The organism is Rhizomicrobium sp., assembly GCF_056722145.1.
In genome coordinates this window covers 1-12,560 of the sequence record NZ_JBWZET010000330.1, presented here as the reverse complement: position 1 = coordinate 12,560, position 12,560 = coordinate 1, and the positions used below count along the sequence as shown (strand labels likewise).

The 12,560-nt window shown below is 65.0% G+C and carries 12 protein-coding genes, 1 tRNA gene and 1 pseudogene; 5 read left to right on the top strand and 9 right to left on the bottom strand.

The genetic code is table 11. The features are described from left to right. Positions 1 to 183, top strand: a pseudogene (locus tag AC1P6P_RS17685) (hypothetical protein); the annotation flags it as partial. On the opposite strand, the gene AC1P6P_RS17680 reads toward AC1P6P_RS17685, so the two are convergent. From AC1P6P_RS17680 to AC1P6P_RS17660, 5 genes are all read right to left on the bottom strand, one after another. Continuing rightward, positions 158 to 655, bottom strand: coding sequence for an Hpt domain-containing protein (locus AC1P6P_RS17680; RefSeq protein WP_481403764.1), 498 nt, complete (start codon positions 653 to 655; stop codon positions 158 to 160). The pseudogene AC1P6P_RS17685 and the gene AC1P6P_RS17680 sit on opposite strands and share 26 nt — an antisense overlap. Before the next feature lie 17 nt (positions 656 to 672). Continuing rightward, entirely contained in the window at positions 673 to 1,179 is a 507-nt protein-coding gene (locus AC1P6P_RS17675; RefSeq protein WP_481403763.1) for a response regulator, read from the bottom strand. A 76-nt stretch (positions 1,180 to 1,255) separates the two neighbouring features. Beyond that, the gene (locus AC1P6P_RS17670; RefSeq protein ID WP_481403762.1) at positions 1,256 to 2,011 is read right to left on the bottom strand and encodes an NAD kinase; all 756 of its coding nucleotides are present in this window, start codon (positions 2,009 to 2,011) and stop codon (positions 1,256 to 1,258) included. Positions 2,012 to 2,015: 4 nt separating this feature from the next. Then, positions 2,016 to 2,999: a GTP 3',8-cyclase MoaA gene (moaA, locus tag AC1P6P_RS17665; protein ID WP_481403761.1), complete on the bottom strand. Its 984-nt coding sequence runs from the start codon at positions 2,997 to 2,999 to the stop codon at positions 2,016 to 2,018. Positions 3,000 to 3,023: 24 nt separating this feature from the next. Continuing rightward, positions 3,024 to 4,094 carry a DUF2336 domain-containing protein gene (locus AC1P6P_RS17660; RefSeq protein ID WP_481403760.1) on the bottom strand — a complete coding sequence of 357 codons (1,071 nt, stop codon included), beginning with the start codon at positions 4,092 to 4,094 and terminating at the stop codon, positions 3,024 to 3,026. Between the two features lie 128 nt (positions 4,095 to 4,222). Between AC1P6P_RS17660 and glpK the strand changes: the two genes are divergently transcribed. Further along, positions 4,223 to 5,710 (top strand): glycerol kinase GlpK, encoded by a 1,488-nt coding sequence (gene glpK / locus AC1P6P_RS17655; RefSeq protein ID WP_481403759.1) that lies wholly within the window; start codon positions 4,223 to 4,225, stop codon positions 5,708 to 5,710. Positions 5,711 to 5,723: 13 nt separating this feature from the next. On the opposite strand, the gene AC1P6P_RS17650 is transcribed toward glpK, so the two are convergent. Together AC1P6P_RS17650 and AC1P6P_RS17645 are read right to left on the bottom strand one after the other, a co-directional pair. After that, complete coding sequence (locus AC1P6P_RS17650; RefSeq protein WP_481403758.1) at positions 5,724 to 6,509, bottom strand: hypothetical protein; 786 nt, start codon at positions 6,507 to 6,509, stop codon at positions 5,724 to 5,726. Further along, complete coding sequence (locus tag AC1P6P_RS17645; protein ID WP_481403757.1) at positions 6,506 to 7,942, bottom strand: glycosyltransferase; 1,437 nt, start codon at positions 7,940 to 7,942, stop codon at positions 6,506 to 6,508. Before AC1P6P_RS17645 ends, AC1P6P_RS17650 begins: the two co-directional genes overlap by 4 nt. 351 nt (positions 7,943 to 8,293) lie before the next feature. Between AC1P6P_RS17645 and AC1P6P_RS17640 the strand changes: the two genes are divergently transcribed. Both AC1P6P_RS17640 and metG read left to right on the top strand, forming a co-directional pair. After that, positions 8,294 to 8,369, top strand: a tRNA-Thr gene (locus tag AC1P6P_RS17640). A 30-nt stretch (positions 8,370 to 8,399) separates the two neighbouring features. Next, complete coding sequence (metG, locus tag AC1P6P_RS17635; protein WP_481403756.1) at positions 8,400 to 10,112, top strand: methionine--tRNA ligase; 1,713 nt, start codon at positions 8,400 to 8,402, stop codon at positions 10,110 to 10,112. Here metG and AC1P6P_RS17630 read toward each other — a convergent pair whose 3' ends face one another. Then, positions 10,113 to 10,850: an arginyltransferase gene (locus tag AC1P6P_RS17630; protein ID WP_481403755.1), complete on the bottom strand. Its 738-nt coding sequence runs from the start codon at positions 10,848 to 10,850 to the stop codon at positions 10,113 to 10,115. It abuts the gene before it with no gap. An 80-nt stretch (positions 10,851 to 10,930) separates the two neighbouring features. After that, positions 10,931 to 11,896, bottom strand: a complete 966-nt coding sequence (locus AC1P6P_RS17625; RefSeq protein ID WP_481403754.1) for a flagellar motor protein MotB — start codon at positions 11,894 to 11,896, stop codon at positions 10,931 to 10,933. Between the two features lie 61 nt (positions 11,897 to 11,957). Here AC1P6P_RS17625 and AC1P6P_RS17620 point away from each other — a divergent pair, with 61 nt between their 5' ends. Next, a complete protein-coding gene (locus tag AC1P6P_RS17620) occupies positions 11,958 to 12,431 on the top strand; it encodes a flavin reductase family protein (RefSeq protein WP_481403753.1) in 474 nt (157 codons plus the stop codon). Positions 12,432 to 12,560: the final 129 nt, after the last annotated feature.

Here is a 12,560-nt window from a genome sequence, read left to right as displayed (position 1 = left end):
GCGTCGGGGCTGGTGCTGCTGTTCGGGATCGGCTCGATCGCCGGGACGCTGTTGTGCGGCGGCGCGATGCGCGTGGTCGGGGCATCCGGGTTCTACGCCCTGTTGGCGGCGACGATGGCGGCGGGTGTGGCGACGACGGTACTGGTGCCGATCAGAGCTATGAAGCCTGCGCGAGGGTTTTGATCACGCGGCCCTCCAGTTCCTCCGCCAGCACCAGGGCGATGCGGTTGGAGATGTCCTTGATACGCTCGCGATGGATCACCGTGACGGCGTCGATGTGGGCCGAAACCAGCGGCAGAGGCGCGGCGTCCCACGATTGCATGCCGTCCATCAGTTTGGCGAGGGAGGCGGCGACGCGGGCGATCAAGGGGTACTCGAACGTGGTCGCCTGCCCCTTGAGATCGTGGGCGGCGCGGAAGAGGTGACCGGCACTCACCGGGGTCGGATTTTTCGCGAACACCGCATGCGCCGTCGATAGTGCCGCGATGTCCTGGGCGAGCCAGTCGGAGAACTCGCACTTGAGATCGTCCATCGCCTTTTCGGCCCGCTTGAGCACGTCAGGGTCGAGCGCGATCTTGCCGGACGACGAGCCGACCTTCGCCTTCAGCGTATTGGGCGGGATGATCACCTGGGCCTTGTTGTCGGGGATCGGCATGGGCCTTCTTTCGCTCGTCAGTCGACAGGTGTGAGATGGTTCTGGCGCCGTTCCGGTCCGGCATAAATGGTCACCGCCCGCCGCCGCCGGCAGGGGCCGAAATAGGTGTCGTTGCGGATGAAGGGCCGGGGATATTCGATTACCGACAACAGGCGCGACAGGATGGCCTTCACCGATACCGGCTTGGCGAGAAATTCGTTGACGCCGGCATCGCGCGCCTGGCGCACATGATCGATGTGGGTGTGTCCGGTCAGCATGATGACGGGCACGAAGACGTTGGGCGAACGCGGCGAGTTGCGTACCAGACGAATGAATTCGAGCCCGGTCATGCCGTCCATTTGCCAGTCGAGGATGATGACGTCGGGATTGGTGTCGCGCAGGGTTTTCCAGGCGTGTTCGCCGTCGGCCGCTTCGTAGATGTCGCGTACGCCGACAGCCTGCAGCACCGCGAGAATCAGCTTTCGCATATGCTGATTGTCGTCGACGATAAGAACGCGCAGTCGGTCGAAGTGTAATCCGTCCATAGGCCCCCGCCCGCTGTCCGGGCACGAGGTCGGAGCTTACTTAACACCGCCTAATGTTTGGTGAAGCGCAGCGGTATCAATCGAGGAACTGTTCGGTAAGGATTCTTTCATCGAGGTTACGCCCGGCGTCATAGAGCATCACCATCGACACCGAATGGTCCTCGGCGACGTCGACCGCCATGATATTGCGGACTTCGAGCCCGTCGGCGACGGCGCTGACCGGACGTTTCTCGACTTCGAGCGCTTCGAAGCGGACTTTGGCGCGGTGCGGCAGAAGAGCGCCCCGCCAGCGGCGCGGCCGGAACGCGCTGATCGGCGTCAGCGCCAGCAGGGCGGAATCGATCGGTAGGATCGGTCCGTGGGCGGACAGGTTGTAGGCGGTGGAACCGACCGGCGTCGCCACCAGGGCGCCGTCGCAGATCAGTTCCGAGATGCGGACCTTGCCATCGACCAGGATGCGCAGCTTGGTGGCTTGGCGGGTCTGGCGCAGCAGCGAGACTTCGTTGAAGGCGAGGCCGTCGATGGCGCCGTCGGCAGTGGTGGCGCGCATCTTGAGCGGATTGATCACCGCGCGTTCGGCCTTGGCGAGGCGGTCGGGCAAGTCGGCTTCGTTGTACTCGTTCATCAGGAAGCCGATGGTGCCGAGGTTCATGCCGTAGATCGGCTTGTCCTGGTGCAGGAAGCAGTGGAGCGTCTGCAGCATGAAGCCGTCGCCGCCGAGCGCGACGATCACCTCGGCCTTCTCGGGACCGCTGTCGTCGTAGAGCTGGCGCAGGTTGGCGAGGGCTGACTGGGCTTCCGGCACCGCCGTGGCCACGAAGTGCAAACGCATGGGTTCATCCCCCGGTCATCGACATCGGGCGCATTACGGCCGGCGCGGGGTGGCGACGGTCGATCATGAAATCGTGGCCCTTCGGCTTGCGTCGTATGGCGGCCGCGATCGCTTTGTCCAGCATTGTGTCGTCGCGGGCGGCGCGCAAGGGCGTTCGCAAATCGGCCGCATCATCCTGGCCGAGACACATGTAAAGCGTTCCGGTTGCGGTGACGCGCACCCGGTTGCAGCGGTCGCAGAAATTGTGGGTCAGGGGCGTGATGAAGCCAAGAAGGCCGCCGGTTTCCGCCACCCGGACGTAGCGGGCCGGTCCGCCAGTTTGATGACCGCTTTCCTCGAACCCGAACCGTTCGGCCAGCCGGGCGCGGACCAGCGACAGCGGCAGGTATTGGGCAAGGCGGTCGGCGCCGCTGTCCATCGGCATGATCTCGATCAGGCTCAGATCCATGCCGCGGCCGTGGGCCCAGCGGATCAGGCGCTCGTACTGGTCTTCGTTGACGCCCTTGAGCGCCACGGTGTTGATCTTGACCTTGAGGCCCGCCGCCTGCGCCGCGTCGATGCCGGCCAGCACGGTGTTGAGGTCGCCCCAGCGGGTGATGGCACGGAAAGTGTCGGGGTCGAGGGTGTCGAGCGAGATGTTGACGCGCTTCACACCCGCCGCCGCCAGCCGCTCGGCGCAGTTGCGTAGCTGGCTGCCGTTGGTGGTGAGGGTGAGTTCGCTGAGGCCGTTGCCGAGCCGCTGTCCCAATCGCTCGAACAGCCCCAGCACGCCGCGCCGGACCAGCGGCTCGCCGCCGGTGATGCGGATGCGGTCGACGCCGGTGCGGATGAAGGCGGCGCACAGCCGTTCGATTTCTTCCAGCGACAGGATGTCGGCCTTGGGCAGGAAGGTCGGATTTTCCGCCATGCAGTAGACGCAGCGGAAATCGCAGCGGTCGGTGACCGAGACGCGCAAATAGCTGATGGAGCGGCCGAACGGGTCGATCATGGACCGACCCTAGCAGGTTCGGCGCTAGTTCGTCAGCGCCTGGAGTTCTTCCAGCGCCGAGGCCTTGCTGTAGGTGGCGAAGGCGCCGTCGACGATCTGCAGGTCGGCTGCCGTAAGGAGCGGTTTCATCAGCCGGGCCTGGCGCGACAGCTTGAAGACCGTCGAGAACACGCAGCGGTCGATGCCGACGGCGCGGCAGGCGAGTGCGACCGGCTTGGGGCCGCGTTCGTAGAGCACCTGGCGTACCGTGGGCAGCGGCATGTCGAGCAGCTTGGCAAAGGCGAGGTCGAACAGGTCGATCTGGCCCTGATGCAGCACGCGCAGCAGGAAACCCGCTTTGAGCTGGCCGGCGGTGAACAGCTTTTCGATCAGCTTGTGGGCGCTCTCGGCGGGCGTCGGCTTGGGGGCCGGCGGTTCGCTGTTGACGGTTTTCTCGGCCGAGGTCATGGCGGCGTCGAGCTTGGCGTGCTCGATCGGATAATTGCGGACGATGAAGGTTTTGAGCGCGTCGGAGACCCAGCCGCACATCTTGCCGGCCAGCATCGGCGGCAGGTCGGCGCGGCGGGTGATGGTTTCCTGCAGCGCGACGAACTGGCGGGATTTGTCGACCAGGATTTCGAAGGTGATGCCGGAAATGCGCGCGGTGGTGTTGCGGGCGAGCGTGACCAGAACGGTTTCCGTCTCGGATTTGGCAAGCACGGCGGTGACGGTTTCGCCGATATGGGGACGGGCGGCGACGGCCTCGTGATGCGCGATGTCGTTGTCCGCGATCAGCCGCAGCATGTCTTCGTCGGTGAGCAGCGGGCTCCTCAAAATGACGGGGCGGGCGACTTCGATGGTGTCGTCGGCGAGCAGCAGGATGAGGTCGTTGGGCGCCGAGGTGTCTTCCGCCAGCCGTTCGGCGAGCGCGATGCGGATGGCCATTTCGACGTCGCGCGTCAGCCGTTGCAGGATATCCCGCATCAGGCCGCGTTCGCGGTCGTTGAGATGGTTGCCCTGGACCCGGTAAAGCGAGGCGACGGCGAGATAGATTTCTTCGCGGGTGGTATCCTGCGGATTGGCGGCGAGCTGGGCCAAACGGCCCATATCACTCATGTCTCTGGCTGTCAGTCCCACGTCATTGCCCCGTCGAATCCGGCTTTTGGCACGAACTTCACCTGTAGCAAATTGTCGTTAACAGCGTATTAAGCTAACCGGCCTGGAAACCAATCCGATTCCTTAACATGGACAAGAAATTTTTATTGGCCATCGACCAGGGCACAACGTCCACCCGGGCGGCGCTGTTCGATTCAGACGGTGCGTTGTTGACGCTTCACGCCATCGATCTTGGCCAGATTTACCCCGCCAACGGCTGGGTGGAGCACGATCCCGAGGAAATCTGGCGGGCAACGCTGGCGTGCTGCCGCGAGGTTTTGCGTGACATCGATGTCGCCATGGTTGCAGGTCTCGGCATCACCAATCAGCGCGAGACGACGCTGTTGTGGGACCGCCGCACCGGCAAGGCGCTGCACAACGCCATCGTCTGGCAGGACCGGCGCACCACCGAGCGCTGCCGCACGCTGGCCTCCGCCGGATTGGGCGGCGAGATCACGGCGCGCACCGGCCTGCTGCTCGATCCCTATTTTTCCGCCACCAAGCTCGAATGGCTGCTCGACAACGTCCCCGGTGCGCGGGCGCGGGTGGAGGAGCTGGCATTCGGCACCGTCGACAGCTGGCTGTTGTGGAATCTGACCGGCGGCGCCGTCCATGCCACCGACGTCACCAACGCTTCGCGCACCATGCTGCTGAATTTGAAAACGCTGGCCTGGGACCAGGATTTGCTGACGCTGTTCAACATCCCGCGCGCGCTGTTGCCCGAGGTGCGCGATACCGCGTGCGTGTTCGGACAAACGGCGCCGGATGTATTCGGCGTACCAATCCCCATCCTCGGCATTGCCGGCGATCAGCAGGCGGCGGCGATCGGGCAGGCGTGTTTCGCGCCAGGCGATGTCAAATCGACCTATGGCACAGGCTGTTTTGCGCTGGCGCCGACCGGCGCGCTGCCGCCGGCCTCGCAGAACCGGCTGCTCGCGACCTGTGCCGCGCGGCTTGGCGGCAAGGCGCACTACGCCTTGGAAGGCAGCATTTTCGTCGCCGGCGCGGTGGTGCAATGGTTGCGCGACAGCCTCGGCATCATCGGCCGGGCAGGGGCGGTGGAAGCGTTGGCGCGCGAGGCTCGCGAGGTGGATGGCCTGTATTTCGTGCCGGCATTCACCGGTCTCGGCGCGCCGTATTGGGACCCCGAGGCGCGCGGCGCCATCCTCGGATTGACCCGCGATGCCGGTGCGGCCGAGATCGCCCGCGCCGCGCTCGACGGCGTCTGTTTCGAAACCCGCGATCTGCTGGAAGCGATGGTCAAGGACATGGCATCGGCCAAGATCGCCACCCTCAAGGCGCTGAAGGTCGATGGCGGCATGGCGGGTAATGACTGGTTTTGCCAGCGCCTCGCCGATTTGACCGGCCTCACGGTCGAGCGCCCGTGCGTTACCGAAACGACGGCGATGGGGGCGGCTTATCTTGCCGGTCTGACGGCCGGGATTTTCCGTGACCAATCCGACATAGCGGCGCGCTGGCAGCTCGATCACCGCTTCGTGCCGACGATGCCGGTGCCGCGCCGCGATGCGCTCTATGCCGGGTGGGTCGACGCCGTCGCGCGCGTCCGCGGCCCGTAGATCGCAACGCCCCTCAGGTCTGGAACCAGATCGCGGTCGTCACACCGCGTTCCCTCACGATGTTGCGGCCCGCCAGCGAGATGAAATAGCCGGACTGCAGCAGCCAGCGTGCCGACAGGCGGTGCACCCACGACAGCTCCAGTTTCGACAGACGGTAAGGCTCGTACGGCGCGCGTGCAGTGCTGTCGGTCATGAAATTGAAGCTCTGCGCCAGCACCAGGTTCTTCTTCGTCACCCAGCAGCCGGCGGTGCCTTCCCAGACGAATTCGTCGGGCCGGGGATGGGCGATCCAGCGCTGCGCCACTTCGACATCGACGAACGCGTCGCGGCGGAAAAGCTTGAAACTGCGGCCGTAAAGCAGTCGCGCTTCGAACTGGCGGCCGGCTTCGCCGCTCGACGACACCGACATGTCGAAGGCGCCGCCGGATTTCGCCGACGTCTGAAACGACACCATGCCGACGTGCGACAGCAGCAACACTCGCAACCCGGCTTCCACCGACGCCGAGTGGATGCTCGCCACGCCGGGACTGCCCATGTTCGATTGCGCCAGCACGTATTCGGGCGCGGCGAAAATCGTCACGGCGTTGGTCAGGCCGTATTCCATCCAGCTCTGCAGCAACAGCTTGTTGAACACGATCGGGCGGCCCAGCGTACCGTCCTGGCCGTAGCGCCGTGCGGCGGTGCTTGCGGTGGTGCCCGCGATGAAGGCGAACTTGTTGCGCTCCAGCGTCCACGCCCCGCCGTCGGCAGCGCCTGCCGCAAATACTGATGCCAGAACGAGCAATGCAGCGCGTTTCACTGCCCGGTGGCCCCGTGCGGGGTTTTCTCCCAACGGAACGGATCGCGCAGCAACTGCCAGAGCGCCCGATATGTCGCCGCCGAAATCAGCATCCAGTACAGAGGATACGTCAGCACGATCGCCGCTTCGCATCGCCGGCGCCCGCCGCTCATCGTTGCCGTTGCTGCCATCAGAATGTTGGCGACCAGCAGTGTCGATCCCGACAGGCGCGCCAGCAGCGTCAGCAAGCCACCGTCGTCGGGCGCGAGCAGCGCTCCACCGATGCAGATCAGCCACATCAGGGGATTGACCAGCGCCGACCACACCGCGCCGCCCAACACCGCTACCATCAGCGCGAATTTGATCGCCCCGATCTCGCCGATCAGCGTCCACGGATGGCGGGTGTGGACCAGAAGCGTCTGCATATAGCCCTTCATCCAGCGCGTTCTCTGGCGCACCCAGGTGGCGGTCTTCTTCGGCGCCTCTTCGAAGGTCGACGACTGCAGGATCGCGACGCGATGGCCGAGCCGCGCCAGCCGCACACCGAGATCGGCGTCTTCGGTGACATTGAACGGGTCCCACGCGCCCGCGTTCACCAACGCCCGCGTCCGAAAATGGTTGGACGTGCCGCCGAGGGGGATCGGCGCCCGCAGCTGCGCCAATCCCGGCAGCAAGGCGCGGAACCACAGGTCATAGTCCGCGGCGAACATCTTCGAGATCCACGCCGGTGCCTGGTCGATGGCGAGCCGCGCCTGGAAACAGGATACGTCCGGCGCCGCGCGAAACGCCGCCACCGCTTTGAGAAGCTGATCGGGTTCGGGGCGGTCTTCGGCATCGTAAACGACGACGAATTCACCACGCGCCATTTGCAGCGCGAAATTGCAGGCTTTGGGCTTGGTGCGTGGCAGCCCCGCCGGCACGATCACGGGCTTCAGGCCGGCAGCCCGCACCGCGGCACGGGTTTCGCCGTCGTCCTCTTCCACCACCAGGCAAATGTCGAGCTTGTCGGCGGGATAATCGAGCGCGCCGAGGGCGCGTGCCAGCTGCGGGATCATCTCCGCTTCGCGATAGACCGGCACCAGGATCGAGTAGACGGGCAGGCGGCCGGGGTCAGCCGTCGCCGCCGCGTCCATCCGCCGGCCGCAGAACGCCAGTCCCAAGCGCAGCCCCAGGCTCACGATAAACCCGGCCGACATCACGGCGACGATGACGTTGGCGGCTGCCGTCGGGTGGGCGACCGCTGCCGCTGCCACGGCGATCACCACGCCGGCGATGACGATCATTTGGGTTGGCGTCGCGACCTGGCGTGCCGACAGATGCGGCCAGGCTTCCGCCAATCCCATGGTAGCGCGATTGACCAGGACTGATTTGTCGGGGCGCGCCGCTCGCCCCGTCACGTCGAGCCGCGGCCGCCGCGCCGCCGTCGCCCGCTTTAGAACCCCCCGCGCGCTCAAGGACCAGCCCCTTCGGTCCGAGACTGCAATCTCGACATGTGGAAATTCGTCCAACCGGAACGCTGCGGCGGGCGTCAACCCGGTCAACCGAACTCCGCGTGTGAAGGCCTCCCCGCCAAACGACCCGGATTACGAGAGCGAAGGTCCGGGTCCACCACACATCTTTGGTTGCAAACGAAAACGGAGGTGACTTATCCAGGGCAATTCGCCGCCGAGCACCCGCCCGGCGTCCCCGAAATTAAATTACGCCCCGATTTCAACAGCCCGCGGCAACCGATAAGACCTTGGCAGAGCGGCAGGATCAGCCGCAAGGTTGCGTCCCGCGCCGCCCCGTCGTATTCCGACACCGGAGCCGGCTTAGCTCAGCTGGTAGAGCACCTGATTTGTAATCAGGGGGTCACAGGTTCGAGTCCTGTAGCCGGCACCACCCACCTAACGGCTCGATTGGCACCCCGGCATGACCCGCTATCTGATTACCAGCGCTCTTCCTTATATCAACGGCGTCAAGCATTTGGGCAATCTGGTCGGCTCGATGCTGCCGGCCGACGTATATTCCCGCTACCACCGGGCCAAGGGCGACGAGACCTTGTTCATCTGCGCCACCGACGAGCATGGCACGCCGGCGGAACTGGCGGCGCTGGAGGCGGGACAGGACGTCGCCACCTATTGCGGCGAGCAGCACGACATCCAGAAGGCGCTGGGCGAGGGTTTCGACCTGTCGTGGGACTATTTCGGCCGTTCGTCGTCACCGCAGAACCGCGATCTGACCCAGCATCTGGCACGCGTGTTGTGGCAGAACGGGCATCTTGAGGTCCGCACCACCAAGCAGGTCTATTCCCACGCCGAGAAGCGCTTCCTGCCCGACCGCTACGTCATCGGCACCTGCCCACATTGCGGCTACGACCGCGCCCGCGGCGATCAGTGCGAAAATTGCACCCGGGTGCTCGACCCGACCGACCTGATCGACCCGCGTTCGGCATTGTCGGGCTCCAAGGAAATCGAGATCCGCGACAGCGCCCATCTGTTCCTCAAGCAGTCGAGTTTCGTCGAGCCCTTGCGCGCCTGGATCGACAGCCACGAACGCGATTGGCCGAATCTGGTGCTTTCCATCGCCCGCAAGTGGCTGGACGAGGGCCTCAACGACCGCGGCATCACCCGCGACCTCGCCTGGGGCGTGCCGGTGCCGGACGACATCGCCGACGGCCAGCTCAAGGGCAAGGTGTTCTACGTCTGGTTCGACGCCCCGATCGAATATATCGGCGCCACCAAGGAGTGCACCGACGCCCGTGGGCTTCCGGACAGCGAATGGCAGAAGTGGTGGCGCCCGGCCGATGCCAAGGACGTCACCTATGTCGAGTTCATGGCCAAGGACAACGTGCCGTTCCACACCGTCGGCTTCCCGATCACCATCATGGGCTCGGGCGAGAACTGGAAGCTGGTCGACCGCATCAAGGGCTTCAACTGGCTGACCTACTATGGCGGCAAGTTCTCCACCTCGCAGAAGCGCGGCGTGTTCATGAACACCGCCCTCGACCTGCTGCCGGCCGATTACTGGCGCTGGTGGTTGATGGCGAATGCGCCGGAGAGCGCCGACAGCTCCTTCACCTGGGAGCAATTTGCGGCCGTCGTGAACAAGGACCTCGCCGACGTGCTCGGCAATTTCGTCAACCGCGTCACCAGATTCACGGTGTCGCGCTTCGAGGGCAAGGTGCCGGGCGAGGGCGAGTATGGCGACGACGAAAAGGCGCTGATCGCCGAGCTCGACAAGCGGGTGACGCAGTACGCCGGCTATCTGGAAGACATCGAATACCGCAAGGCGCTCGGCGAACTGCGCGCGATCTGGGTGGCGGGCAACGAATACCTCACCAAGGCGGCGCCGTGGACGCATGTGAAGACCGACCGCGTCAAGGCGGCGGTGGGCGTGCGCATGGGGCTCAACCTCGTGCGGCTGTTCGCACATCTGTCGTGGCCGGTGATCCCGGCTTCGGCGAAGAAAATCCACGAAGCGATCGCGCCGGCGCCGGCGATCATTCCGTGGCCCGATCGCCCGATGGCCGAGTTCCTCAACCAGCTCGAAGCCGGCCATGCGATCACGCCGCCGGACGTGTTGTTTGCCAAGGTGAGCGACGAACAGCTTGCCGAATGGAAGGTGCGGTTCGGCGGCGAGTGATTACTCTTCGCTGAGTGGTTCCCAGCCCTCGCGGGTGAGGGCTTCCATCGGCTTGAAGCGCGATTTGTAGGCCATCTTCTTCGAGCCTCGCACCCAATAGCCGAGATAGACGTGCGGCATGCCGCCGGCGCGCGCCGCCTGGACGTGATCGAGGATCATGTAGGTGCCCAGGCTGCGGGAGTCTTCGCCCGGGTGGAAGAAGCTGTAGACCATCGACAGCCCGTCGCGCAGTTCGTCAGTCAGGGCGCAGGCGACCAGGCGGCCCCGGCCGGCGCCGTCGGGCTGGCGGTATTCGACGATGTGGGTGGAGACGGGCGTCTCTTCCACCATGGCGACGTAGTCGAACAGCCCCATATCCGACATGCCGCCGCCGGAATGGCGGGAGTCGAGATAAGTGCGCAGCAGCGCGAATTGTTCTCGCGTGGCTTCCGGCGGAACCACGGTGCGTACGAGATCGCTGTTGCGCTTGGCGATGCGGCGCAGATTGCGCGACATGTCGAAGCCGTCCACGACGATGCGCACCGAAACGCAGGCCGAACACGCATCGCACGCCGGGCGATAGGCTATGGTCTGGCTGCGGCGGAAACCGGAATGCGTCAGCGCTTCGTTGAGCGGTTGGGCCAGCGTGCCGGTGAGGCGCGCGAACACCTTTCTTTCCGTTCGCCCCGGCAGATAGGGACAGGGCCCCCCAGGGGTAAGGAAAAACTGCGGAACCCGTGCGGTCTTTTGATCTGTCACGGTGTAAAGCCCGACCAAGCGCAAAACACTATGGCAAGAAAACCGCCGTCTACGCCAGCCTTGCGTGTCAGTATTTGTAATTAGAGTTGACGGCCGATCGGAGCGGGCGGCGCTTCGCGCATCAACACGATCGACAGGCGCCGATTGGCCGACGCGTTGGGATCTTCCGGCAGCAGCGGCTCCGATCCGGCCTTACCGGCAACTTCGTAAATGCGGTCGGACGGCAATCCTGACGCCGTCAAGATGGCGCGGCCGGCGTTGGCGCGCTGGGCCGACAACTCCCAGTTCGTCATGCCGTTAGGCCCGACGAATGCCTTGCCCTCGGTGTGACCGGCGATCGAAACGCGGTTGGGCAGGCGGTCGATCACCTTGGCAATCGTCTCAAGAAGTTTACGGGTATAGGGCATCGGCGAGGCCGTGCCTTGCTGGAACATCGGCCGTCCGTCCTGGTCGACGAGCTGGATGCGCATGCCGTCGGGCGTCTGGTCGACCACCACCTGTTTCGACAGCGCCGAAATATCGGGATTGTCGGCGATCGCCTGGTGGATGGCTTCAGCGGCGTGGGCGAAATCGCCGTTCTGCATCGAGGTGGCGGTGTTCTGCCCGTCCTTGTTGGCGGCCTGCGAGTCGGCGGCGTTGCCCTGGCTCGCTGTCGCGCCGCCCTGGCTGGAGCCGTTCTGCAGCGATTTCTCGGCCGAACTCTTCGATGGCGGCGAATTGCGCTGGAACATCGATTGGGCACCGCCGGCGTGCGCCGTTTCCTGGCCCATCACCTTGCCGCCGAGCACGCCGCCGGAGCCCGACACCGTCTGGGAAATGGACTGCGGCGCGAAATAGTCGGCAATGCCGCGCTTCTGCTCCGGCGTGGTGGTATTGATGAGCCACATCAAGAGGAAGAAGGCCATCATCGCGGTCACGAAGTCGGCATAGGCGACCTTCCAGGCACCGCCATGGTGGCCGTGCTCGGCTTTTTTGATCCGCTTGATGACTATCGGCTGGTCCGCCAATTCCGTATCCTCGTCGCCCGGCTTGAGGCTTTCCCCCACCTCGCCTAACCTCGAGAGAATGCCTCAACCGAATTAACCGATTCTTTAACCCGGGATTTTCATGAACTTCGACGGGCGGGCCTTCCGCAGTGCGCTGGGCAGCTTCGCGACCGGAATCGTCGTCGTGACCGCCGGCAGCGCGGGCAACTGGCGCGGCATCACCGTGAATTCGTTCGCCTCCTTGTCGCTCGATCCGCCGCTGATCCTGTGGTGCATCGGCAAAACCTCGCGTCGTTACGAGACGTTTACCAAGGCGGCCGAATTCACCGTCAGCGTCCTCAGCGAGACGGCGCGCCAGGCGGCGGAAGCCATCGCGCAGGCGGGCGAGGGCGAACTCGGCGCCGTGCCGGTGGAGGATTGCGAAGCCTGTGCGCCAGCGATCCAGGGCGCGCTCGCCGTGTTCGAATGCACCCGCGAGGCGCTGCACGACGGCGGCGACCATGTGATCATCGTCGGCCGCGTCAACGCCTTCCGCTGCCAGGACGGCGTCCCGCTGACATTCTTCCGCGGCCAATACGGCACCGTTGCATCCTGATGCGCCGCGAGCGGCCCTGCTGGCGCAGCACCGCTGGTGGTGGGGTTTCCCCGCTGGAAGTGAGGGGCGCTGCCACGAATCTCAATCAAGAGACGTGCGAACAGTCACAATCCGCTTCCTCCTCGGACC